Here is a 25,732-nt window from a genome sequence, read left to right on the forward strand (position 1 = left end):
GCTATAAAATCGTCGACTCGGTTTCTAACGATTCAGCAAGGTCTTCATGTAGCGGCATTTCATCACTTCGCTCATAACGCGCCACCAGCTTCAGCATCTAGTGAAAGCCACTAATAAACGTCTCAGTAAATGCCTTCAGCCTTTCAGTAATTCTCGGCAGAATGGTTCGGCGCGATCTAAAGGTCATCTTCTCGGTGGTCAGCTGAGCGATATCATCAGATTTAAGGCCGTCCACATCTAGACCATTCTCAATACTAGTAATCATCTGGCTAAACTTATCTGAATCTAGCTTCTCTTCAGCAGCGATTTGGTTAATCTCTTTTTGCTTCTGCTCTTCGATGTACTCATCAAATTCACTCCCCTGCACTAAACCTTGAAAGTTTTTCTCAATGAAGTCTTCGATAAGCTGGCGCTTACTATATAGCGTTGGCTCAGTGGCCAGCAGATTAGCAATGACCTGTCGCTTCTTCTCTTTCGCATCTTCACAAGATTCTTCAAGCATGGTTTGCAGCAAGTGACGTATATAGCCCACATTGACGTTATCACGCTGAAGCAGTTCTAGTTCAAAATCGATATCAGCGAGAATAGATGCCTTATCGCTAGGGTTGCCTTTAAGCTCTCTTGCTAAGTCACCATACTTAGAGGCGTAATCCACGAACTCTTGCTCTGAGATCCCAAGCACCTCAATATCAAAGTCACTGAAAGTTTCTAGCTGATTCTTCAATCGCATCAAAATACGGAACTGTTTTACAAAGCCAGCGCGGGCATCTTCATCAGGGAGGTCATCAACACTTTGCACATCGGGTGCTATGGCTTTAAGTGCTTCAAGCGCCTTGGCAAAGTCCTCTGCTAATCCATCAAGGTCGGGCACCTCAATGTGTTCGATAGGCTGCTTATTTGAGAACATCATGAATGCTTCATCAGCCTGTGGCTTCAGGTTGCGATAGCACATCACGTTACCGTGCGACTTCACCGTACCGTTTAATCGGTTAGTACGAGAAAAGGCTTGCACCAAACCATGATGTTTGAGGTTCTTATCCACATAGATGGTATTGAGGTTAGGCGCATCAAAGCCTGTAAGGAACATATTAACCACCAGCAAAATATCGACTTCACCATCTTTAGTACGTTTGGCAATGTCTTTGTAGTAGTTGTAAAAGCTGTCGGTATCTCTGGTGGAATAGCTAGTGCCAAACTGCTGGTTGTAATCACCAATAAACTCATCCAGCTTGTCTCGGCTATGCAGCTTCTTATAGCCTTGCGACACCTCTTGTATCTCAATGTCACTCAAATTGCCGTCAAACTCTTCAGATTCATTAACGCCATAACTGAAGATGGTAGCGATATTAAGCTTATGCTGCCCCTCTGCTTTTAAGGTTTTGAGCGTGTCATAATAAGTAATCAAATCAGGCACACTCGCCACACATAACATGGCATTAAACTGATGCTTGGTTTTAAACTTATGTATACCAATAATGTGCTCACAAACCTGCCTGATCCGCTTAGGCGAGCTAAAAAATTCACTGACATCAATACTGCTTACATCAACGTCTAAGCCCGTCTCTCTGCGCTTAAGCTTGCCATAGTATTCAATAGCAAATGGCAGTACGTTATCGTCGCGAATGGCATCAACAATCACATAGCTATGTAGGCGCTCACCAAATAGGTCTTTGGTGGTTTTCTTTTGTACGCCCTTATTGGCAATTTTCTTAGCGGTAGCGTTGTCCGCAAAAATAGGCGTCCCCGTAAAGCCAAATAGCTGCGCACGGGTAAAGAACTCGATAATGTTCTGGTGGGTCTCACCAAACTGGCTGCGGTGGCATTCATCAAAGATAAACACCATTCGCTGATCAGCTATCCCCTCAACCTGCTTTTTATAATGCGCCTTAGTGACGAGGTTATTAAGCTTCTGCAAGGTGGTGACAATCAGTTTCGAGTTTCTATTCTCGTTGATGACTTTGCCCTTCTCCGCTTGACCAAGGAATTGGTTCAATAGGCTCTTGGTATTGTCAGTACTATCGACACAGCCTTTGAGGAAGGAATTAAACTCTTTAGCTGTCTGGTAATCGAGGTCTTTTCTGTCGACCACAAACAGCACTCTGTCGATATCATCCAGCTGCGTCATAAGTTGCGCAGCCTTAAAGCTAGTAAGGGTTTTACCGCTACCAGTGGTATGCCAGATATAACCATGCTTATTGCTGGTCATTACTTGGTTTACAATCGCCTCTACTGCATAAAATTGATAAGGGCGCAGCACCATCAAGAACTTGCCAGTTTCGTTCTGTACGATGTAACGACTGAGCATCTTAGTCAGGTGCTCTAGGTTTAAGAAAGCATCAGCAAACTGCGGCAGTGCATTAATCTTGTTGTTGTCTACGTCCGTCCAATGGAAAGTCTGCTTAAAAGACAACTCTCGGTTATTGGAGAAGTATTTAGTATTGACCCCATTGGAGATCACAAATAGCTGTATATAGTTAAACAAGCCGCCTTCTGCGCCAAAGGTATGCTTGTCGTAGCGTTTGATTTGATTAAACGCCTCCGCCATCTCAATACCGCGACGCTTAAGCTCTATCTGCACTAAAGGCAAGCCATTCACTAGCAAGGTAACATCGTAACGATTCTGGTACTTGCCGTGCATGGTGACTTGATTGGTCACTTGGTAGATGTTGTTGCTAGGGTCACTATCCAGCAGCGTTAAATAGCTAATGGTGCCATCTTCATGCACCACATCCACCTTACCCTTCAAGCGTTTAGATTTATCGAAAATACTGCCTTTCTCAAGGCTAGTGAGCACACTCTCGAACTCACGCTCGGTTAGCGTGAGGTTATTTGCTCGTTCAAGCTGCACCTTTAGGTTGGCTTTGAGCGCGGCAGCATTACCAATCACTACAGATTCAAAGCCACCAGCATTCAGCTGAGCGATTAAGTTATTCTCTAATTGTTGCTCTGTTTGAGAAGCCATTCAGTTATATCTTCCGTTGATTTCTAGCTATTGATAAGCAAACAAAGCTAAGGCTTTATTCCTTAGCTTTTTTAAACCGTTAATACCAGTTATCTTGCTTATACTGTCCACTACAATAATAATCTTGAACAAACTGACCGTTATCAGTATCACGACAGCGATATTCACCATTACTTGGGAAGTAGTCCCAAGCAACACTTTCATCACAATAGCTACCTCGGCAATATACATAATTTGATGAACTACTTTGCTGGTTACTATCAATGATTGCCATTACACCTAAAATAGCGATAGGCAGTGCAATCGTATTGAGGAGACTAAACTCATCATATTCCTCACCCGTATACATATTATAATTGGTGGTACATCCTGAAAGCAGTGCCAAGCTCAGGATGGAGGAAGTCAATTTTTTCAACATTTCTTTCTATTCTTATTACAAACACACAATACGACAAACAGCTAAATACAGGCTGCAATGTGCAATCTAAGAATTGTTTAGCTGTTAACCTATAAACCTAAATTAAACAAACATCTGCTGCAGTAAGCCTTTCTTCCACTCTTTAGCTTTATCAAGCTCAGAGTTGACTAGCTCTATCTTCTGGTCGATGGCTGATAGGAAGTTAGCTATTTTGGTTTGCTCTGCTTCACAAGGCATATTCAATTCAATTTTCTTGCAGCTTGCAGCATTGAGCTTTGGCTGAGCTGTACCACTGTTGTACTTTTCATAGTTGAGTAGTTCAAGGCTTTGGGCTAAGAAGTACGTGCAGCCTAAAGCTTTAAGTACGTGAGCATGATTGTTAACCCAAAACTTGCCCTTTACTACAAATGCCAGAGGTGTACTGCGAGTAATAATATTGGCTCCATCCTCTCCTAACAAAACAAATTCACCATCAAAAAGGAAATCATCTACATAATCAATTACGCCAGATGCACCGTAATATCTATACTGCCCTTGACGTTGTTGACGCTCTTCAGAGCTGAGAGGTAGTCGTTGGCTATCTCTAAATTCACAGACGTCACCCAGCTTCTTCTCTTCCCAGTCAGGGAACTCGCTACCATCGTCGGCTTTGAATCTTAGTGTGGGTGGGATGAAGGTTAACTTTCCACTATCAACTTTCACTTCTCCACTATTAGCACCTTTCAACTCACCACTATTAACCCACTTGCCACTAAACAACTGCTGCATCACCCCTTTTTTATACTCGGTGAGCTTGGATTTCTTATCTGACAACAACCCAATCTTCTCATCGACCTTTGATAAGAAAGAAGCAATTTTTTGTTGCTCTGTAGCGTTTGGCGGTATCGGAATAGGAAGTCTCTTGATATCCCCTAGTTGTAAATCCATTATTGTCGATTGGTTAACTTTCGAAATCGCAGACCGATAGAACTTCTTAGTTTTAAAATAATGAAGGGCGTAGTCAGGGGATAAGGTACTTACATCATCCATTCTAATAACGGCAATATTCTGAGTGATAGCAATTGGCTCTGATGTTGTATTTTTAGCTGAAAAACCAATTGTTCCTGTCTTTGACAAAAATAAGTCACCAACTATCGGCTTAGCTTTGTCTGATAAGTTATTAAACTCACTTAAAGATATCTGTGGCGCTTCTGAGTACTTGACAGTGCCAGAGGTAATCTCACGAGCTGATATTAAGGGGATTCCGTCTTCAACAAACTTTGGACGGATAGTTAACCCATAAGTAATATGTTTACTATACGAACCAAGTTGCTCAGTACTCCACTTACCCTCAAACTCACCAAACCTCAGCTTAGGCACATTTCCCTCAATGGATAGTGGAGAGTTGATAGTGGAAACATCATTTTCAATTTTCAATTTTCCACTCTCCACTACTCTTTGCCTGCAAGAAAGGGCGCTTTAATATTTAGCTGCTTACAGAACTCAGCAATATCCGCATCCACAGTGCTCATTTTGGTTTCAATATCGCTTAAATCAGTTGCTACCGCATCGAGATCTACCGCGTCTTCCTCTTCAAAGGTATCCACGTAACGAGGGATGTTGAGGTTGTAGTCGTTGTCGCTAATCTCAGATAGCTCAGCGACATGGGCAAACTTCTCTACTGATTCACGCTTGCTGTATGCCTTAATAATATGGTCAACATCACTATCACGCAGATGGTTTTGCGCTTTGCCTTTCTCGAAGTGATTAGACGCATCAATAAACAGAACATTGTCATCGTTTATACGGTTCTTTTTAAATACCAAGATACAAGTCGGGATACTTGTACCGAAGAAGATCCCCGCTGGTAAGCCAATCACAGCATCGAGGTAGTTTTTGTTCTTGATAAGGTGTGTACGAATATGGCCTTCTGCTGCGCCACGGAACAGGATACCGTGGGGTACAACCACCGCAAGTGTGCCTGTTTCATTGAGCTGGTGGATCATATGCAGAACAAATGCAAAGTCAGCTTTGGTTTTTGGTGCAAGCTTGCCGTAATCACTAAAACGGTCATCGTTGAGGTGCAAGTCGTTTGCACTCCAATTAGCAGAGAACGGTGGGTTAGCAACTACCGCATCAAAACGCTTATCCATGTGCATTGGGTGTTCAAGGGTATCGTCGTTCTTAATATCAAACTTATCGTAACGCACACCGTGCATCAGCATGTTCATACGAGCAAGGTTATAAGTGCTTGGGTTTTGCTCTTGTCCACAAAACTCAAGCTGGTGGCTGCCTTGTTTACCAGAACTCTCTAGCTCGCGAGCAACACGCAGCAGCAATGAGCCTGAACCACAGGTAGGGTCATACACAGACTTTACGTCGCCAGCTAAACTAACAAGCTTAGCAAGAATCTTACTGACCTGTTGTGGGGTATAGAACTCACCCGCCTTTTTACCTGCTCCAGAGGCAAACTGACCAATTAGGTATTCATATGCGTCACCAAGAATATCAATTTCGGTGTTTTCTAAGTGGAAGTCGATGTTTTCAAGATGAGTCAGCACTTGAGCAATTTTTGCGTTGCGAGCATCAGGGTTTTTACCCAGCTTACTAGAGTTAAGGTCTAGATCTTCAAACAAGCCGTTAAAATCATCAGCTGAATCAGCAGAGGTCGCAGAATGTTCGATATCAACCAACACACGCTCTAAATCTTGAATAATAAATTCTTTCTTGTCGCCACGCTTAGCAAGACTTGAGAATAACTGCTTAGGCGCAATAAAGTAGCCAAGGTTTTCGACACACTCATCACGTAGCTCATTGATAAGCTCATCGTCTGATTCAACGAATGTAATACCGTCTTCCACCAGCAAGTTATCACAATAGCGATTGAGCTTGTCAGACAGATACTTATAGAAAATCAGTCCTAGAATATAATCACGAAAATCGTCGGCAGACATGTTGCCACGTAAAGTATTAGCGATATTCCAAAGCTGCTTTTTCAGCTCTTGTTGATGTTGTTGAACCATGGTTACTTTTACCTGCACTTTAATCAGTACTTTAATCTGAGCATGGGGTGTTAGCCCCACAAATATTGAGCCGATTATACACAATACTGATTGGTTAAATCATTGCGAGATCATAAAGATACAACAATTATGTATTCATTGGTTTTAAGATGGATTATATCTATTGCTAACCCTTTGGTTTGCAACATACAAAACAGCTCAGCGCAGTGTTTTTGATTATCAGGAAGCAGATAAATGAAGATGGAATTGATCCCCACGGTACAGTCGCTACTTAAGCAAGATGCAATACGGGTTGAGGGTGATATAGCACTTATTGAGGCATTTACTAAGCTAATAGATTTACTGAGCTTTCAGTACGAGCACCCGCCTGTGTTTGACTTTAATAGCTACCCATTCCTTGACCATAGCGCTCGAAAAATCCCCTTATTGAGCGACAGCATTAATCGGCCTCTTAGTCAGCAAGTGCTTTATAGCATTAGCCTGCAGCCAGAGAGGTTTGAAGTGCTGGTACATATTCACTCTGACTCAACCGCTAAACCTGAATACACAACTAAGCCTGTTTACACGGTAAGAAAGCCTAACTTATCAAATCTAAATCATGCCTTGCATGCTTTGTACGACTACATTGATGACTCGACTCATTTTTTGATTTGCCAAAATTGTAAGCAACTGGTGGCCGCAGAACTGTGCAGTGATAACTCTTGTGGTGATTTTGCTAAAACTAAGCACAGTGCCCAGCACTGTGAATCCACCTATAAGCAAGTGTTTGACACTTCTTTTGTGGATCGTGTTTCTATTACAGGCGAAGTGGTTAATGTGTTTAAAGGTGAAGATGAGATCAAGTTTTATGCCTCCTCCACGGCATGGCCACATCCTCACGAACCACAGTGCTACAGTCGCGTTATTGAGACGCTACCTTTAACGGCAACACTTGATGAAGTGCACGCGCTAAGAGACAAGCTAGAAGCTGAGCAGAAATACCCTGCACCGTGCTTTCATTGCAAAGAAGAGTTTGATGAAGGCGAGGCTATGGATTTAGCCTCATTTGTTGATTTCGATACTGATGAGATTGTGTGCTATGGCTGCGCCTCTTTACACTATGGCGTAGTCTATTAGTTGAGACTCTCATTGATGACCACCAGCGAACTTGCGTCTTTTCAATTCAAACAAACACAATGAAAGACACTTTTATGCGCATAAAAGTGCAAGATTTCACATTTTTATGCGCGTTAAACTGTAATAACAAAGCAGCAATTAAAAGTCGTTATTAATAATGGTACTCTACCCAACTTTTGCCAAACCGATATCCACCACGTTATCAATGGGGTTTGCCAGTCTATCTAACCACTCACACCACATATCCAGTGCTGCTGCCGATTGCTTAAGGTATTTGCTGTGATTGTAATGTTTCTCAGAACCCTTAATCACATGGCCTATCAATTTATCAACTATCCGTGAGTCGACCTCAAGGTCATTTAGGATGGTTGAAAAAGTACTTCTTAAGTCATGTAGCGTCCATCGTTCCTTATGCTTTAACTTATTACAAATCCTACCGCCTGAACCACTTACGCTGACATCTTCTCTCAACTCACCTAATAGATAGCCTTGTTTGGCATTGCGCTTAATCAGTAGCGCAATAACAGGCTTTATTTGCTGCGGTATCGGCCTAACAATCACTAAGCCCGTTTTACTGTGCTGTTTTGGTACAGTCCATAAGTCATTATCTAAATCCCATTCATGGATAGTTGAGAGCCTAACCTCCTGCGTACGCGCACCAAATACGATTAACAACAAGCACAGGTAGCGCATATAGAAGGAGCCTTTTCGCCCATGACTCCACTGCAATACATCCTTTAGTTCGCTATATGAAAGCACTCTGTCTTTTACTGCTGCTTTTTTACCAACATCACCCGCTACAAGATCATCCAATTCATGAGTGATTGCATATCCCCGAACACGACAGAACTTTAATGCTTGCTTGCAGGCTTGCAGTATTTGCCCCGCAGCAACAGCAGCGGGCTTTTGCACACCTTCAATACCAGTGTTAATACGATCAAAACACTCAAGCCAATGGGAAATTTTGGTTTGCTCTAAAGGGTAGTGACCGATGTAAGGGTAAATATGCTTATTAAATTGAGATTGTGTTTTTTCAAAGCTCGATCTCTTCACTCGCGCATACTTTTCAATCCAATACTCCAAGGCGTCTTTAACCGTCACAGGCTCTAAAGTTCTGTCCCTTGCTATTTCACGTGCAATTTTGGGGTCATGACCACCAGCTAACCATGCTCTGCATTTATCTCTTTCATCCCTAGCTTGTTTGAGGGACAAATCAGGGTAATAACCTAAATCTATACGCTTATTCTTACCTTTAATTTTATAGCGAAACTGGAATCGAATACGGCCTTGTTTAGAGACTCGAACACCTAGCCCTTGTCCGTCACTTTTCTCTTTAACCACCGCTTGAGACTTTCCATTCATGGAGCGCAAATGTGTTTCGTGTAGCATGATTATCCAGCTGATATTACAAGAGTAAATTGATTACCCGTACAACCTAAATGTGAGTAAATATAAGCATAAACAATACCCCTATCCTATAGCTCAAGGTCGGGTAAAATCCTCATCAGTGTGGATAAGTATCAAATAACGAATATAAACAGAGTCGTATGAAAACCAATGAAAACAGCATTTTGTTATCTGGTTCACACAATGCAGAGAAGAGGTGACGCTACAGGAAGGAGTTAGCTTGGAAAGTGAAGTGTTACCCGTATCTTGCTGAGCCAATAAGTACGACGTTATCAGCAGGATTGACCAACAGTTCTAACCATTCACACCACATATTAAGCGCTGCTAACTTCTCTGGTAGATATTGACTGCGATTATAGATAGACATTACCCCACCGAGGGAGTGGCCGAGCAACTGTTCGACCACATAGGGCGCTACACTCAAATCGTTTAGTTTGGTAGTGAAGGTTCTTCGCAAGTCATGCAATGACCAAGACTCTTTATGCTTAAGCCGTTTGTAGATTAGGCTACCCGCACCACTAACGGATTCACCGCTTTTGAGCTCGCCAAGCAGATAACCCGTGTCGCCATGGCGTTTATATAAAAACTCAATAATCGGCTTAACTTTCGCGGGAATAGGCCTAACAATTACCGTATTGGTCTTGCTATGCGCTTTAGGCACTGTCCATAGGTTAAGCTCTAAGTCCCATTCATCAAAGGTCGATAACCTTAGCTCTTGTGTGCGAGCGCCAAAAATAATGAGTAAACGACATAGGTAGCGCATATAAAAAGTGCCTTTGCGGTTTGCAATTGAGCTCATCAAGTCGTACAACTCAACATCGGTCAGCACTCGGTCTTTCTTCCGTTGCTTTTTACCCACATCGCTAGCTATCAAATCATCCAGTTCGCGACTAATGGCATAGCGCCTAACTCGGCAAAAGCGCAGTGCTTGTTTGGCATTTTGCAGTATTTGCCCTGCAGCGACGGGCGCAGGCTTTTGTCTGCCAGCAATGCCACGTCGAATACGGTCAAAACAATCAATCCAGTGGCGAGTCTCTGTTTGCTCTAATGGGAAGTGACCAATATAGGGATAAATGTGCTTTTCAAATTGGGCGATATTTCTGTCGACATTAGCGCGATTATCTCTGGCGTAATTCTCAATCCAATACTCTAGAGCTTGCTTAACAGTCACTGGCGTTAGCGTTTTCTCTCTGCCCATGCAACGCTTTATTTTGGGGTCATGGCCTTCTGCCAACCAAGAACGGCATTCATCAGCAATGTCTCTGGCTTGCCTGAGCGATAAATCTGGATAAGCGCCAATATCCATGCGCTTATTTTTGCCATTGATTTTGTAACGGTACTGGAAACGAATCTTCCCCAGCTTAGACACACGCACACCTAAACCTTTGCCATCAGCAAGCTCGATGGTTTGAGGTTGATGCTTGCCATTTAGTCCTCGCAAACTAGATTCGTACAGCATGATATTTTGACTCATTTAGGTGGGAATACGGCCAATTCCATGTACCCCCATATGTACCCCCATGTAACCATAGGAACCAAAACCCACCAATACCAATGAAGACGCGAAACGAGCTTTAGCTATTGATAAATAAGAAAAAATACTTGGATGAAAAACAATTCAAAACCGCTAAAAACAGCCCGTCGTACTCTACGGCATGAACTAAGACTAACTTCTTAACTTGTTGTATTAAAACGGGCTTTCCAGCAATGGGGAGCCCGTTTTGCTTTTATATGTACCCTCATATGTACCCCGCTTTATCTGTTTCAGCCCTGTACTTTATTCAAGCGCCCCAGCAATAAAAATCCCCGAAATAAATCTCGTTCCTCCTCCCGCTTTCAGCTTCGGCTAATTTTCACGCTGTAGACTCGCAAACCATGTGACGATTCCTAACAAGATTTAACTTAGTTGTTAATTCAAAAAATGATAAATTTCACAGCCAACTGCCAATACAACAATAAAAGCTACGGCTTGCTTGGCAAAGCCAGACCGTAGAAGGAAATCCCGATAGAGGACACTATGCTACTGAAGAAAACCCTATTAACTAGCGCATTAAGCCTAAGCTTGCTAACAACTTATTCTGCTCAAGCCGAAACATTCGATTTTGTTGAACAGCGCAATAACAGCATCGACACCTTAGTCATCTTTCAAGCTGGTGATAAAGCTTCACCCGCACTGACAAAATTGGACAAGCAGTCAAAGCAACAGATCAGCAGCGCATTAGCACTGCAAGAGTTCACTGGCGAAAAGAAGCAACTCGTTGAGATTTTAATGCCTACTGGTATCGATGCTAAACGTCTTGTGGTTGTCGGTATTGGCGATGAGTCAGCCCTAACCCCAGGAGAGGTCAACAAGCTTGGTGCCAATATCACAGCCCACTTCAATGGTGTTAAGGTCGAAGAGATCCAGCTACTAACAGATGGTATTAGCGATGCAAGTTGCAATGCCAGTTTCGCAGCTCAATTGGCTCATGGCATCAACCTGCGCGCTTACAAATTTGATAAATACTTATCAGAGAAAAAGCCCGCCGAGAAAAACTACACCATTACCGTCAGCAAGCCCAAAGATGCAAACAAGCAATACAGCCAGTTGGCAGCGATTGAGCAAGGGGTATTCTTAGCCCGAGACTTAACCTCTGAAACACCTACTGAGATGACACCGGTGGATTTCGCTAACGCCACTAAAGAACTTAAAAAACTGGGCGTCAAAGTTACCGTACTAGAGCCAAAAGAGATCGAAAAACTCGGCATGGGTGCACTTCATGCCGTGGGGCGTGGCTCTAAAGAGGGCGCACGCTTAGTGATAGCCCACTGGCAAGGAAATGATGACGCGCCTATTGCACTGGTAGGCAAAGGCATCACCTTCGACTCTGGTGGCTATAACATTAAGGCCTCGGGTGATTCTATCTCGCGGATGAAATCCGATATGGCAGGTGCGGCCGCCGTGGTTGGCGCAGTAAAAGCGATGGCACTGCAAAAAGCCGATATAAATCTAGTCGCCGTGATGCCGATGGCAGCGAACATGGTATCTGAAACCGCGCTAGCGCCGGGCGATGTACTGATGACAGCTGAGGGCTTAAGTGTTGAAGTGCTCAATACCGATGCCGAGGGGCGCTTAATTTTAGCTGATGGCATGTGGTACGCCAGAGAGCATTATCAGCCGCAGGTCATGGTGGATGTCGCCACGCTGACAGGCTCCAAGGTGCGCGCTTTAGGTAAGCGCTATACGGCTGTTATCAGTGATGATGACGCCTTAGTCAATGAGCTGACCTTTTCAGGCCAAGCTGTAGATGAAAAACTGTGGCGCTTACCGCTTGCCTACGAGGACTTACTCAAAAGCCCTATCGCCGATCTGAAAAATGCTGGTTTTGGCGGCCCTGGAGCAACAACTGCCGCTGCATTCCTAAAACAATTTAGCGGCGACACCAAATGGGCTCACCTCGATATTGCAGGTAGCGCACTCGCCTCAAAAGATGTTGGCGTGACGCCGATTGGCGGTACAGGCCACGGCGTTAGACTATTGAGCCACTGGATCATGACCCAAAGCAAATAAGCTTCTGGCGTTAAACCTTAGTCTTAAATTTAGACTTAGCCTTTAGAAAGTCAATAAAAAAGCCCTGCAATTGCAGGGCTCTTTTTATATTACGCTCAAGATATTAAGCTGGGCTAATTTCAGCTTGTTTATTACCAGCTTGGCACTTGTCTCTGCGTTTATTGTCACCGCGTTGGTGCGCCATACGATAGAGGATAGGCAACACAAACAAGGTCAATATCGTCGATGAAATAATGCCGCCAATCACCACGGTTGCGATAGGACGCTGCACCTCGGCTCCGGTACCTATATTAAGCGCCATCGGCACAAAGCCTAAACCAGCCACTAACGCCGTCATCAACACTGGACGCAATCTAATTAGCGCACCATCGATAATCGCAGACATCAGCTCGCCTTTCTCTTGGTAGAGCTGACGAATAAAGCTCAGTAGCACTAAACCGTTCAACACCGCCACCCCCGAGAGTGCAATAAAGCCCACGCCCGCAGAGATAGAGAGTGGCATATCTCTAAGCCAAAGCGAGAACACTCCACCGGTTAATGCCAATGGAATACCTGTAAAGATAATTAGCGCATCTTTTACCGAGCTAAAGGCCATGACCAGCAAGCCTAAAATCAATGCTAAGGTTAATGGCACCACAATTGATAAACGTTGGCTCGCCGACTCGAGTTGCTCGAAAGTACCGCCATACTCCAACCAATAACCAGCTGGAATATCAACTTGCTCACCGATCTGTCGTTTGGCTTCACTCACAAATGAACCTAAGTCACGACCACGCACGTTGGCCGTTACTACGATACGACGCTTACCGTTTTCACGGCTGATCTGATTCGGTGACGGTGCAATCTCTAGACTCGCGACCTCGGATAAAGGCACATACTCACCAGAGGGCAGTACAATAGGCAGCTCATGTAAGTGCTCAACATCTTTACGAATAGTTTCTGGTAGACGGATCACCATCTTAAAACGGCGATCGCCTTCAAAAATCAGCCCTGCCTCTTCACCGCCAATCGCGGTAGCTACAAAGTCCTGTAACTCACTAACGCTTAAGCCATAGCGGGCTAATGCCATACGATCAGGTTGAAGAGACAACATAGGCAGTCCTGTCACCTGCTCAACTTGTAGATCGGCAACGCCATCAATTTGCTCTAACACTTCGTGAATAGCATTGGCCGAAGTCAGTAACTGCTGCAGATCGTCACCAACAACCTTGATGCCAAGATCCGCACGCACGCCTGAGATCAACTCATTAAAACGCATCTCAATGGGCTGAGTGAGCTCAAAGTTATTACCAGGCTGACCAGAGACTGCCGCAACAATATCGGCCGCTAACGCATCGTGGCTCATCTTAGGATTAGGCCATTCACTGCGAGGCTTAAGCATGATAAAGGTATCGGCAATATTGGGCGGCATAGGATCGTTTGCCACCTCAGGAGTACCAATTTTAGAGAATACGTTTAGCACTTGTGGGAAGTGTTTAATGCGATCCTCTAATTGCATCTGCATATCCACGGACTGCTCCAACCCCGTGCCCGGAATGCGGATAGCTTGCAGCAAGATATCTTCTTCATTGAGCTGCGGGATAAATTCAGAACCTAAGGTCGTTGCTAACCAAATAGAGAAACCAACCAGTGCCACTGCGGCACTCAATACCAACCAACGCAGCTTCATAGCGCCGATTAACAACGGCTTATACAGTGACTTAGTCGCAGTAATGACACGGCTCTCTTTCTCGCTGATTTTACCTGTCATAAACAGCGCAACAGCAGCTGGAACCAATGTTAATGACAATACCAACGCTGCTAACAGTGCCATTACAACGGTTGCCGCCATGGGGTGGAACATCTTACCTTCCACGCCTGTGAGGCTAAACAGCGGGATATACACCACGGTAATGATCAGCACACCAAACAAGCTTGGGCGGATCACCTCATTGGTGGCTTCAAACACCAGCTGCAGACGTTGCTTACGAGGCAACACGTGACCGCCATTTTGCACCTGTGCTTGACCAAGTCGTCGAATTGCATTTTCAACAATAATTACCGCACCGTCGACAATAAGACCAAAATCTAATGCGCCAAGGCTCATCAGGTTAGCCGAAACGCCCGCTTGTACCATGCCCGTCATCGTTGCCAGCATCGCCAACGGAATAACCGCCGCAGTGATCAAAGCCGCTCTGGCATTACCCAGTAGAATAAACAGCACCACGATAACTAGTAGCGCACCTTCAACTAGGTTCTTCTGCACCGTATATACGGCTTTATCCACCAAAGTCGTTCGGTCGTACACCGCTTCCACTTTAATGCCATCAGGCAAGGAGGCTTTCACATCTTCAAGCTTAGCGGCTACGGCGAGTGACACCTGACGAGAGTTTTCGCCCACCAGCATCATAGCACTGCCAAGTACGGTCTCTTTACCATCACGAGTCGCAGCACCTGTTCGCAGCGCTTTACCAATCCCTACCTCGGCAACATCGGTAATCATGACTGGTGTGCTATCAATATGTTTAACCACGACCTGAGCGATGTCGCCCATGGTCTTGAGCTGAGCCGCCGAGCGTACCGTCAGTTGCTGACCATCGCGTTCGATATAGCCCGCACCGCGATTACTATTGCTGTTAATAAGTGCAAGCTTGATGTCTGCGAATGACACCCCATATTCAAGCATTTTCGCAGGCAACGGCGTAATGTGGTACTCCTTGTCATAACCGCCGATGGTGTTGATTTCAGTGACCCCAACCACCTGAGCTAGCTGAGGCTTAATGATCCAATCTTGGATCTCCCGCAGCGCGGTGGCATCAAACTCACTACCATCAGCCTGTTTAGCTCCAGGAAGTGCTTCGATGGTATACATGAAGATCTCACCAAGGCCAGTCGATATAGGCCCCATCTCGGGCTCTATCTGTGCAGGTAACTTACCCTTGATGCCATTAAGGCGCTCACTGATAAGGTTACGGGCAAAATAGAGATCGGTGCCTTCATCAAACACCACCGTCACTTGCGACAATCCATAGCGCGACAATGAACGGGTATAAGACAGGTGCGGGATCCCCATCAACGCATTTTCAATGGGATAGGTAATTCTCTGCTCGGTTTCTTGTGGAGAATAACCCGCAGCCCGAGTGCTAATTTGTACCTGTACGTTAGTGATATCAGGCACAGCATCGATAGGGAGTTTTTGATAGCTCCATAGCCCCACTGCAACCAGCAGCATGGCGAGGAACATCATCATCCAGCGTCTATTTATCGCGAGACGCAAAACTGATTCAATCATCTGTGTCTCCTTTAGTGCACATGGCCTGCGCTAGATTTTTCAAGATCGGCTTTTAACAAAAAGCTGTTATCTACTGCGTAAATCTCACCCGCCTCAATACCCGACAACACCTCACTGACTAAGCTGTCGCTTTGGCCAAGTGTTACCGCACGCTTCTCGAAGCCCTCTTCATTACGGATAAACACTACCTGCTCGCCTTCCATCTGCTGCACTGCACGCTTATCGATCACTAAAGCAACGGCATGCTTACTCAAGGTTAATTCCCCAGACACTAATGCGCCTACAGCCCACTGACCACTGCGATTGTTTAACGCTGCACGAGCAAGCTTATAAACTTGGCCATTGGGGGCATTGAGTAGGTGGGAAATTGTTGAGGTGACAGCTTGCTGCTCTGAAGCAATGCTTAGCTCTTGGCCTACGGCAACCTTGCTCAATTGACCTGGGAAGACCTGATACTCAGCCCAAAGTTGGCTATCATCAATGATGCTCAATAGCACATTATCAGATGCCATCTCCCCAGCATTCGCACTGCGACTCACCACCATTCCTGAGATTGGTGCTTTAATTGAGTAACGTTTTAAGCTGGAGTTTGACTCCACTTCAGCAAGTACCTGCCCCGCCTTGACTCGATCGCCAACATTGATATTGATGCTCGTAATAAGGCCTGCAAATCGTGCGCGAACCTGGCTGCTCGCCGCCTCTGGTACCACTGCACGGCCATACACGGTGAGGGTTTGCTTAATATCACCGGCTCTAGCCGTTTGGGTGACGATCCCCGAGGCCACAATTTGCTCAGCGCCGATGTGGATCTGTCCCTCTTCATGCTCATCGTGACCATGCTCATCGCCGTGTTCGTCATTATGATCATCGTTATGACCATGACTATCACCGTGATCGTCGTGATGCTTATCTGTGTGCTCAAGCTCATGGCTATGTTCAGGCTCATGGATGTGCTCTGATGAAGCATAAATCGGATTACTCATCATCAATGCAACCGCCGCTACAATAGCAAGGTGAACTAAAGAGAATTTATTTAATAAGGTAGAGTTCATTTGGTTTGTCCTGTAGCAGCGTTAGAAAAATCAGCTGACTTTGAGAAATCAGCAGCCGCAGAAAAATCATTAAAGAAGGTATGTTGAGAAGCAGGTAAAGGCTCAGCGATTAGCTGCTCAATATCCACGCCATAACGCAGTGCTGAGGCCGCAGCGTCAATTAGCGCTCGACGTGCAAATAGCAGCTCTTCTCTAGCAGTCAGGTAATCGAGGTAACTGTATAACCCCTGCTCATAGGCTTTCTTGGTATCTTCGAGGGCTAAACTTAAGGTAGGGATAACACTAGCCTGTAAACGATTAACAGTCACAATGGCTTGTTTACGGCTGGCATAAGCGCGGTACAGCTGGCCGTAAAGCTCAAGCAGGGCAACCTCACGATTTGCAATGACCTCCTCTTTAGCCGCTTGGGCGAGTGCCACTGCACCACTATTACGTTCACCGTTAAACAGCGGCACACTAAACCCGGCGGTCAATGCCATATCATTCGTCTGTTGTAACTGCTTAACGCCTACCGACCAATTGATATCGCTACTAGACTGGGTCTTAGCAAAGCGTAGCTCCGCCTCTTTAAGTTGCGCTCGACTCAAATAAGCCGTAATAGATGGGCTGTATTTCACTTTCTCAAATAACGGCGCTAAGGCCACATCATCAGTAAACGCAAATAGGCTCCCCTCTAACGAATCAAAACTAACTCGGGACTCGCCCCACATCATGCTTAACGCAAGCTTGGCATAATCAAGTTGGTGCAACTGGGTTTCTGCCACTAATCTGGCATTAAATACTGCAGCTTTAGCACGCTTCACTTCCGCGTCTGGCGTGACTCCCGCTTGAGCACGCTTCGCTACAGCCTCTTGCGTCTCTTCGGCCAACTTTAGTGCGTCAGCGGCTAATTGCAGCTGTGATTGCGCTGCTAATACATCGATATAGCGACGAGTCGCCTCAGCGAGTAAGTTCAATGCGGCAATTTTTTGCTCAGCATCGAGTACTGCACGCTGCTCATTGACAACACCGCTGCGGGCATCAAGTTTGTCACCTAGCTCAATGACTGACGAAAGTGATACGCTAAACTCACCACTCTCTATCCCTTGAAACTCTCCAGTTCCAGCGACATTATCGACTTCAAAGCCGATCTCATATCCCGGTGTCAGCCCTTGAGTTTGCGCCGTCCCATCCAGTGCTCGCTGCCTAAACTCAAACACTTTAAGGGTCGGGTGTTGCAGCTGCACTCGCTGAATAACGGTAGTTAAAGACAGGGACTCGTTTTGTGTTGCCGCCTTTGCAGCAAACGAACCCGCCAATAGCAGAGCGATGATGACGAACGTGCTATAAAGCCCTCGCCACAGGCAAGCCATGCCTATTTTGGCGACATTAGTTTGATAAAACATCTGAGTGTAAACCTCAATTTAATACAAAATACTCGGCCTAAAAGTGTGAGATCTAAAAAAGATCGATAGGCCTAAAACAAGCTGTTAAAAGCTCGCTAATTAAATAAAATTTTGATTAAACGATTTCGGCTTTTGGGGGGCGCAAAAACGCGTAGTAAGGCGTTTCTACAGAGGTGGAATTGAATGAGAAAACAAAACTATCAGGATGAGGAAGTGCAGCTTGCACCTCTGCAATCGGGTGCATCAAGGTCAAACAGCAGGAGCAGCAATTATTACTGCATTCAGTGCAGTCATCTTCCACATGGCTCGCCATCGTTGTCTCATCACATTGAGACGCACCATTAGCTGACTCGGCTTCATGTTCAACAAAATAGCTTAACTCGCTGCCACAGTCGTCATGAGACAAAGTGCAATCATCGGCCATAGCAACCATAGATTGCATCGTTAAAATCACGATCAACAACACCCGCCCCAATACTGCTGGAGAGGTGATAACTGCGCGAATAAAACGACCTAGGCTAGACATTATGCCTTGGTACTACCTTTGACACTGTAAACGGTCATAGCTGACTTTGTTAGACTCTAAAATAACTGTTGATGCCGACTAGTCTAAATTAATCAGTATTAAAACACTATGATAATGCTCAACTTAGAAACTAGGCTGTTTAAAAAAGATCCAAAAACCTCGATAAGTCCACATTAATGGCACTCATTATCCCTTATCTCAATTGAGTTATTTTGTAGAAAAACGGCATTACCTGAGCATTTTAGTCAAGTAATCATTGTATCACGGCAAGCATACATATAAGATGCATTTAAAATATGCATTTTAAATCCTCATTGTCGTATTTGGAGCCAAACCATGTCTCAATCAAAAGCCCCTCACTCGAAAGAAAGTTTACTTGCTTCTCGTGTTGGTGAATTAGTTGCTAATGATTTCCGTACAGCCCACTTGTTTAGCCAGCACGGCATTGATTTCTGTTGTGGCGGTGGGATTTCATTGGAGCGAGCTATTAAACGCTTCGATGCCGATGAAACTAGCGTCATCGATGCCCTGATGGCACTTGAGACCCAAGGCGAAAAGTTGCAAGGTTTAGAGCAACTCCCTCTCCCCGACTTGCTTAACTATATCGAATCGACTCATCATACTTTTGTCAGAGAAAAAGCGCCTCTGCTTGTGGAGTACAGCCAAAAGATGGTGCGTGCCCACGGTGAGAACCATGCTGAAATCAAACCATTGGCAGGCTGGATCCATGCACTAGTCGAAGACTTAATGCCGCACCTGATGAAAGAGGAGCGGATATTGTTCCCGGCGATTCTAGGCCTGCACAACCAAGTTGAAATGCAAAACTGCTTTGGCCATATAGGCAATCCTATCAATGCCATGCAATATGAACATGACGATGCGTTACAGATCTTCGAGAAAATCAGTGAACTTACGAATGGTTTTGTGCCACCCGCTCACGCTTGCACCACATGGCGCGTTTGCTACGCGACCTTGGCTGAGTTTGAGGCCGATCTTAAACAGCACATCTATCTCGAGAACAATATCTTGTTCCCAAAGGCACTTGCGCTAACAGCTTAAGGCCCGCTTTTAAGCAAGAACTTTAAAGCTAGGCTTAAAACAGAAAGGCTCACAATTGTGAGCCTTTTTTATTAAATAGCGGTCTGCTGAAGTGGTGACCAGCGCACAGAGGCTTGCTTCTGTTGAATGAGCTGATCGATCAACTCTCGGATCTTAGGCTCTGCATCAATAAATTTATTCATATTAGCACCACCACTTCGAGCGTCATAAATTGCCTCACCATCTAAACGCCCCTGATGGAAGACTTTGATCTCGGCATAAACCATATATAACGCAAGATCCCAACGCCAGTTCGCCATATAAGTTGCAGTCCATTCACATTGCTGGCTGGCATCTAACTCTTCAATAATGCGGTATTTAATCTGTTTCTCTACAAGAATCTTCTCCATCTCCTGCAAAAAACCATCCCTCACGTCTGGGTTCTTTTGAATACATACTTCAGCATTATTATTCACATGAACCGGATCAACACGCTGCTTAATCGAGCAGGCACTGGTGAGTAGTAGAGCAGATAACACAACAAATAGTTTTTTCATGATAATCCCTATCTTATAAAACTTTGTTCTCATTAAATTTTCAGAGAACAGAGCATATCAAGACAGCGATAAATAACAAGCAATTAACAACCGTTGATTCAACAAAGTTAGAATAGCTGCCTTAACTGCTGCACAGAGGAGATTTCGATATGAGGTAACAGCACGTTGGCTATCGATTTCTCAGTTCCCCCAAAGCTCGGGTTAAGCCACACAGCCTGACAACCAGCTCGTCTTGCCCCATCGACATCACTCTTTGCACTGTCACCAATATGAAGAATACTTGCCAAGGGTAGACCCAGTTTTTCAGCCGCTAATATAAACATCTCTGTCGACGGCTTTTGCTTATAGCCGTGCCCAGGGTGCAGTACGAACTCGAATACCCCCTCTAAACCGATCCTTTGATGGTCGACATTACCATTGGTGATCCCAACTAAGCGATACTTCTGCTTAAGCTGAGTCAGCAGCTCAATAACCTCAGTCGATACTTTGAAGTGACTACGATGCTTCACGAAGTGATCAAGACCTGCCTGTGCGCCTGTTTGCGCGGTTTGGGCGTCATAACCCAATTGCAGTAGACCACGTTCAAGCATTGCCAGTCGCGCGGCGGTCGTATCATGACGCAATTCTGGTGACTCTCTAAACAAAGCAAATTTAAGCCTGCGCCAGTCAGCAAACTGCCACTTTGCAGACTTAGGATAGGCTTGATGTAAAAAACTCTGCAGCTCGGCTTCAGCCTGAACTATGATCGGCCGATTGTCATAGAGGGTGTCATCTAAGTCGAAGCTGATAGCTTGAAAGGCTTGTGGACGAATATAGACCTTCATGACCTGTTGCCTCGTTTTTTCGCTCTTGGATGCGCGCCGTCATACACCTTGGCTAGATGCTGAAAATCTAAGCTGGTATAAACCTGCGTAGTCGACAGGTTAGCGTGGCCTAATAGCTCCTGCACTGCACGTAGATCGGCACTGGACTCCAGCATATGGGTCGCAAATGAGTGACGCAATTTATGGGGGTGTACCTTAATGCCGAGGGCCTGCTCTTGGCCCCACTTGGCAAGACGCGCCTGAATACTTCTGTGGGCTAAACGTTTGCCCTTGACGGTCACAAATAGGGCGTCATCTTCACAAGCAATTTCGCGCTTAACCGCTAACCATTGATTAATGGCCTGGAGTGCCAACTTACCAATAGGCACAATCCGCTCTTTACTGCCCTTACCTAAGACTTTGACCTGAGCTTGGGAGAATTGGATATCAGCGACATTCAGTGCCGCAAGCTCCGCCAGACGCAAGCCCGAGGAGTAAAACAGCTCCATGATGGCTTTATCACGTAGACTAAGGGGATCATCGCCATCGATGTCGAGCAGATGGCTCACCGAATCGACATCCATATTCTTAGGCAGGGGTTTACCCTGTTTGGGCGCAGTAAGACTGATGGCCGGATTCACCTTAATCTTCTGCTCTCTGAGTAAAAACTCGTAGAACTGCTTTAAGGCTGAAAGTGTCAATGACAGTGAGCGTGGACTTAGGCCTTTACGATGCAGCTTAGCCAACATAGCTTGTAAAGACTCGTGTTGCAGCGACAGCCAAGTGTCCATTTCACTAAATAGCTTCTCGACTCGCTGCAGTTCAAACAGATAGTTACGAACCGTATAAGCCGAGACTTGACGCTCTGTGCGCAGGTAACGTTCAAAGTCACTCAACCAACGCACATTATTCGATAACGCTTCGTCAGCCATAGAGCCTCGCTATTAAATTTTAGTCAGTTGGTGATCGAGTAACTGCTTAAGCTGTGACAAGAGAAGGTAATCCATCTCAGGATGAAAATGCATGGGATCTTGACTCGCGATGGCAAAGATCACCTGACCGCACTCTTTCGATAATCGAGATAGTGCTACCGAGCCCACTTCCGTGCCAAACAGGCGCTTCGACTCCTCTTTAGTCAGGCGACCAAAGTAGTAACCCGAGTCGAGACGCTTACTCCAGATCTGCGACAATTCACTGTCGATATCATGTACCGTGATAAGCCTTACATGACTAAACTGAAACTGCTCTTTTAAACCACTAGACAGCACCTGACGTAGTTCACCCATATCCTCACATTTTAGCAGCTTCATAGATAATGCACTGTTAAACATGAAGATCTGTTCATTACGTGATGCCATGGCTAAAAGAGCGGTGATCTCTTCTTCGAGCTGACTGACTCGTTGACGCAGCATCTCCTGCTGACGCTCGACCAGTGACACAGCTCCACGCTCAGCATGAGGGATACGCATGGCCAGTAACAGCTCTGGATAACGACTGAAGAAGTCAGGGTTTTCCAGCAGATACTCGCGGATCAGAATTTCATCAAATGGAGGAGTCGATTTAGAGGTATCTATCATTGCGAGATCTGCCCATCGTAAACATGCTCTGCAGGCCCAGTCATCCACAACGGCTTACCTTCACCGTCCCAGTTGATCATTAGGCTGCCACCAGGTAAGTCTACCTGCACATTTCTATCGAGCTTACCTTGTAAAATCCCCACGACGACAGCAGCACAAGCACCTGAACCACAAGCTAAGGTTTCGGCTGCGCCGCGCTCGTAGACTCTAAGTTTGATATGGCCAGGACTTAACACCTGCATAAAGCCCACATTGACGCCCTTTGGAAAACGTTCGTGATTAGTCAGTTCGGCGCCTATGGTATCGACATCAGTCGCGGCAGCATCATCCACCTCAATCACGCAGTGAGGATTACCCATAGAGACAGCGCCACAAAGATAGGTACCACTTGGCGCCATCAGTAGGTAAGTCTTCTCAGCTTTCTTAGCGGTAAATGGGATCTTACCCGGCTCAAGAATGGGGATCCCCATATTAACGGTAACCTTGCCATCACGCTCTAGGCGCAGGGTTATCTTGCCCGACGAGGTGCTTACTCGAATTTTATGTTTATGGGTCAGGCCTTTGTTACGTACAAATCGTGCGAAACAACGTGCGCCATTGCCGCACTGCTCAACCTCACTGCCATCAGCATTAAAGATGCGATAATGAAAATCTAAATCGGGATCGTAGGGAGGTTCCACCAGTAATAACTGATCGAAACCCACGCCAAAATTCCGATCCGCTAGACGCTTAATTTGATCGGGAGAGAAAAACACATTCTGTGTCACCCCATCGACGACCATAAAGTCATTGCCTAACCCATGCATCTTAGTGAATTGGATCAAGATGGACATCCTTAAAAAGTAGCTGCCGCGAACGTCGTACGCTAGCGGCTTAGTATTATTCTAGTTTACGGCAGGATCTGCTCACCTTGCCATAATTGAGCGATTTTTTCTCGTTCACGGATGACATAGGCTTTATCACCATCCACCATCAGCTCTACGGCGCGTGGACGTGAATTATAATTAGACGCCATGGTAAAGCCATAGGCGCCCGATGAACGCACAGCAAGGTAATCGCCAGCCAAGACATTGAGCTGACGGTCTTTACCTAAGAAATCACCCGTCTCGCACACAGGGCCGACAACGTCATAACTATGGCTGTCGCCAGCGCGCTCAATAACCGGAATGATCTTCTGCCATGCGCTATAGAGTGATGGGCGGATCAAGTCATTCATTGCACCATCGACTAAGGCGAAACGCTTATCGCTGTTTTCCTTCAGATAGAGAACCTGAGTGACAAAGATGCCAGCATTGGCGGCAATGGCACGGCCTGGCTCAAAAATCAGCTTAAGATCACGGCCACCTAAACGCTCAAGCAGGGCTGCGGCGTAAACATCAGGCTGTGGCGGTAGCTCGTCATCATAGGTAACACCGAGTCCCCCCCCCACATCGAAGTGCTTAATCTCGATCCCTTGCTCGGCTAAACGATCGATCAGCGCTAGCATGCGATCCATCGCATCTAGGAAGGGTTTAATCTCAGTGAGCTGGGAGCCAATATGGCAATCGACGCCTTTTACCGCAAGGCCCGGTAATTCGTTAGCGCGAGCAAAGATAGCTTCCGCCTCTTCCATCGCGATACCAAATTTATTCTCTTTAAGGCCGGTCGAGATATAAGGATGAGTCCCGGCATCGACATCTGGGTTTATTCGTAGTGATACCGGCGCGACTTTACCTAGACGTACAGCCACTAGGTTAAGCTGCTCAAGCTCTGCTGCCGACTCAACATTAAAGCAGTAGATGCCAAGGTTTAGCGCCATCTCCATCTCGGCAACAGTTTTGCCGACACCCGAGAAAACCACTTTAGCGGGATCACCACCGGCCTCAATCACCCGTGATAGCTCACCACCAGAAACAATATCGAAACCACTGCCTAAACGTGCCAGTACATTAAGCACCGCAATGTTAGAGTTTGCCTTCACCGCATAACAGATAAGGTGTGGATGCTCGCTTACGGCATTATCAAAAGCGTGCCAATGGCGTTCAAGCGTCGCACGAGAATAGATATAGAGCGGCGTTCCATGCAGCTTTGCAAGTTCAGCGACTTGACACTGCTCGGCGTAGAGTTCATCTGCTTGATATAAAAAATGATCCAAGATCTTTAGTCCTTTTTGCTCTGTTCGCTTTGCGTTGGCTCTGCGTCAGACACCTGCTTGTCAGCTGCCTGCTGATTAACCTCTTGCGGAGGCGCTCTAAATAACGCACTTTTTTGCCCACAACCTAAAAGTACTAGGCTACCAAGCCCTACTAGCAAAAACAGTCTCATTTTTTTCAACATCAGATGACCCTTGGAGCAATAACACTACGGCTTGCTATCGGCTAAAATTCTTAGTCCTGATGTTTGCAGACTAGCCCGCTGTGCGTCAACCCTATAACGCATTTATATCAAGCCTTTCTTACATTAACTGCAGCTAACTAGACCCTAAATACTCCAAGTTAACTGTCATAAATCACAACTTAGCCGCGTATAACTGTGCTAAGGCAAAATAATTCAATTAATCATGATGTTTCCCTTGCGGCTCCACCTCCCTTTCATAATATGTAATCTATTGAAATAAAATGCTTTTGCAAAGATTAAAATTAGACTGACTTATTTAGCAGATGATTAACCACAAAATTAATGTGATTGGTAATCAGGCTATCGATTGGTAATATGACTGCATTAACAAAAATCTGAGGAACAATTAGCATGGCGATGACAGATTTCGAATTTCATCAGTTGGTTGATGAAATATTTCAAACAATTGATAACGCGTTAGAAGTGCTTATTGATGAGCAAGATGCGGATGTCGATGTTGATGGCTCAGGCAATGTGCTGCAGTTAGAGTTTGACGGTGCCTCTAAGATCGTCATCAATAAACAGGAGCCTCTGCATGAAATTTGGCTGGCAACACAGTTTGGTGGATACCATTTCGGCTATGTAGACGGTAAGTGGATAGATGAGCGTAACGGTAATGAATTTATGCCGTTTCTAATCGAGTCGATCTACAAGCAAAGTGGCTTAAAATTAGATCTTTAATCTTATGCAGC

21 protein-coding genes are annotated in these 25,732 nt (G+C 45.5%); 4 read left to right on the forward strand and 17 right to left on the reverse strand.

All coding sequences use genetic code 11. The features are described 5' to 3' along the window. Positions 1–97: 97 nt before the first annotated feature. From JMA39_RS20505 to JMA39_RS20520, 4 genes are all read right to left on the reverse strand, one after another. Positions 98–2,962 carry a type I restriction endonuclease subunit R gene (locus tag JMA39_RS20505; protein WP_202723752.1) on the reverse strand — a complete coding sequence of 955 codons (2,865 nt, stop codon included), beginning with the start codon at positions 2,960–2,962 and terminating at the stop codon, positions 98–100. Between the two features lie 79 nt (positions 2,963–3,041). Continuing rightward, a complete protein-coding gene (locus tag JMA39_RS20510) occupies positions 3,042–3,368 on the reverse strand; it encodes a hypothetical protein (protein ID WP_202723753.1) in 327 nt (108 codons plus the stop codon). A 114-nt stretch (positions 3,369–3,482) separates the two neighbouring features. After that, positions 3,483–4,796 carry a restriction endonuclease subunit S gene (locus JMA39_RS20515; protein WP_202723754.1) on the reverse strand — a complete coding sequence of 438 codons (1,314 nt, stop codon included), beginning with the start codon at positions 4,794–4,796 and terminating at the stop codon, positions 3,483–3,485. A 14-nt stretch (positions 4,797–4,810) separates the two neighbouring features. Continuing rightward, the gene (locus JMA39_RS20520; RefSeq protein ID WP_202723781.1) at positions 4,811–6,382 is read right to left on the reverse strand and encodes a type I restriction-modification system subunit M; all 1,572 of its coding nucleotides are present in this window, start codon (positions 6,380–6,382) and stop codon (positions 4,811–4,813) included. Positions 6,383–6,616: 234 nt separating this feature from the next. Between JMA39_RS20520 and JMA39_RS20525 the strand changes: the two genes are divergently transcribed. After that, entirely contained in the window at positions 6,617–7,498 is an 882-nt protein-coding gene (locus tag JMA39_RS20525) for a hypothetical protein (protein WP_202723755.1), read from the forward strand. 165 nt (positions 7,499–7,663) lie between these two features. Here JMA39_RS20525 and JMA39_RS20530 read toward each other — a convergent pair whose 3' ends face one another. Beyond that, positions 7,664–8,887 (reverse strand): tyrosine-type recombinase/integrase, encoded by a 1,224-nt coding sequence (locus tag JMA39_RS20530; protein WP_202723756.1) that lies wholly within the window; start codon positions 8,885–8,887, stop codon positions 7,664–7,666. Between the two features lie 253 nt (positions 8,888–9,140). Continuing rightward, positions 9,141–10,364 (reverse strand): tyrosine-type recombinase/integrase, encoded by a 1,224-nt coding sequence (locus JMA39_RS20535; RefSeq protein WP_202723757.1) that lies wholly within the window; start codon positions 10,362–10,364, stop codon positions 9,141–9,143. Positions 10,365–10,922: 558 nt separating this feature from the next. On the opposite strand from JMA39_RS20535, the gene JMA39_RS20540 reads away from it, so the two are divergent. Further along, positions 10,923–12,455 carry a leucyl aminopeptidase gene (locus JMA39_RS20540; RefSeq protein ID WP_202723758.1) on the forward strand — a complete coding sequence of 511 codons (1,533 nt, stop codon included), beginning with the start codon at positions 10,923–10,925 and terminating at the stop codon, positions 12,453–12,455. Positions 12,456–12,558: 103 nt separating this feature from the next. Here the strand turns inward: JMA39_RS20540 and JMA39_RS20545 are convergent, their stop codons facing one another. The 4 genes from JMA39_RS20545 to JMA39_RS20560 all read right to left on the reverse strand — a co-directional run bounded on the left by JMA39_RS20545 (position 12,559) and on the right by JMA39_RS20560 (position 18,689). Continuing rightward, positions 12,559–15,726 carry an efflux RND transporter permease subunit gene (locus tag JMA39_RS20545; protein ID WP_202723759.1) on the reverse strand — a complete coding sequence of 1,056 codons (3,168 nt, stop codon included), beginning with the start codon at positions 15,724–15,726 and terminating at the stop codon, positions 12,559–12,561. Positions 15,727–15,737: 11 nt separating this feature from the next. Next, entirely contained in the window at positions 15,738–16,778 is a 1,041-nt protein-coding gene (locus JMA39_RS20550) for an HlyD family efflux transporter periplasmic adaptor subunit (protein WP_202723760.1), read from the reverse strand. Continuing rightward, positions 16,775–18,163, reverse strand: coding sequence for a TolC family protein (locus JMA39_RS20555; protein ID WP_202723761.1), 1,389 nt, complete (start codon positions 18,161–18,163; stop codon positions 16,775–16,777). The genes JMA39_RS20550 and JMA39_RS20555 overlap by 4 nt, the downstream gene beginning before the upstream one ends. A 115-nt stretch (positions 18,164–18,278) precedes the next feature. Beyond that, entirely contained in the window at positions 18,279–18,689 is a 411-nt protein-coding gene (locus tag JMA39_RS20560) for a hypothetical protein (protein WP_202723762.1), read from the reverse strand. A gap of 336 nt (positions 18,690–19,025) precedes the next feature. Here JMA39_RS20560 and ric point away from each other — a divergent pair, with 336 nt between their 5' ends. Further along, on the forward strand, positions 19,026–19,748 hold the full coding sequence (gene ric, locus JMA39_RS20565; protein WP_202723763.1) for an iron-sulfur cluster repair di-iron protein: 723 nt from the start codon (positions 19,026–19,028) through the stop codon (positions 19,746–19,748). Between the two features lie 71 nt (positions 19,749–19,819). Here the strand turns inward: ric and JMA39_RS20570 are convergent, their stop codons facing one another. The 7 genes from JMA39_RS20570 to JMA39_RS20600 form a co-directional block, all read right to left on the reverse strand. Further along, positions 19,820–20,284, reverse strand: a complete 465-nt coding sequence (locus JMA39_RS20570; protein ID WP_202723764.1) for an Sbal_3080 family lipoprotein — start codon at positions 20,282–20,284, stop codon at positions 19,820–19,822. Positions 20,285–20,391: 107 nt separating this feature from the next. Continuing rightward, positions 20,392–21,108, reverse strand: coding sequence for an HAD-IA family hydrolase (locus tag JMA39_RS20575; protein WP_202723765.1), 717 nt, complete (start codon positions 21,106–21,108; stop codon positions 20,392–20,394). Further along, positions 21,105–22,019 carry a tyrosine recombinase XerC gene (gene xerC / locus JMA39_RS20580; protein ID WP_202723766.1) on the reverse strand — a complete coding sequence of 305 codons (915 nt, stop codon included), beginning with the start codon at positions 22,017–22,019 and terminating at the stop codon, positions 21,105–21,107. Before xerC ends, JMA39_RS20575 begins: the two co-directional genes overlap by 4 nt. A gap of 12 nt (positions 22,020–22,031) precedes the next feature. Then, positions 22,032–22,664: a DUF484 family protein gene (locus JMA39_RS20585; RefSeq protein ID WP_202723767.1), complete on the reverse strand. Its 633-nt coding sequence runs from the start codon at positions 22,662–22,664 to the stop codon at positions 22,032–22,034. Beyond that, on the reverse strand, positions 22,661–23,488 hold the full coding sequence (gene dapF / locus JMA39_RS20590) for a diaminopimelate epimerase (RefSeq protein ID WP_202723768.1): 828 nt from the start codon (positions 23,486–23,488) through the stop codon (positions 22,661–22,663). The genes JMA39_RS20585 and dapF overlap by 4 nt, the downstream gene beginning before the upstream one ends. 65 nt (positions 23,489–23,553) lie before the next feature. After that, positions 23,554–24,798 carry a diaminopimelate decarboxylase gene (lysA, locus tag JMA39_RS20595; protein WP_202723769.1) on the reverse strand — a complete coding sequence of 415 codons (1,245 nt, stop codon included), beginning with the start codon at positions 24,796–24,798 and terminating at the stop codon, positions 23,554–23,556. Between the two features lie 5 nt (positions 24,799–24,803). Beyond that, positions 24,804–24,980: a hypothetical protein gene (locus JMA39_RS20600; protein ID WP_202723770.1), complete on the reverse strand. Its 177-nt coding sequence runs from the start codon at positions 24,978–24,980 to the stop codon at positions 24,804–24,806. 411 nt (positions 24,981–25,391) lie between these two features. Here JMA39_RS20600 and cyaY point away from each other — a divergent pair, with 411 nt between their 5' ends. Next, the gene (cyaY, locus tag JMA39_RS20605) at positions 25,392–25,721 is read left to right on the forward strand and encodes an iron donor protein CyaY (RefSeq protein ID WP_202723771.1); all 330 of its coding nucleotides are present in this window, start codon (positions 25,392–25,394) and stop codon (positions 25,719–25,721) included. Positions 25,722–25,732: the final 11 nt, after the last annotated feature.

The organism is Shewanella schlegeliana, from assembly GCF_016765635.1.
GTDB classification, from domain to species: domain Bacteria; phylum Pseudomonadota; class Gammaproteobacteria; order Enterobacterales; family Shewanellaceae; genus Shewanella; species Shewanella schlegeliana.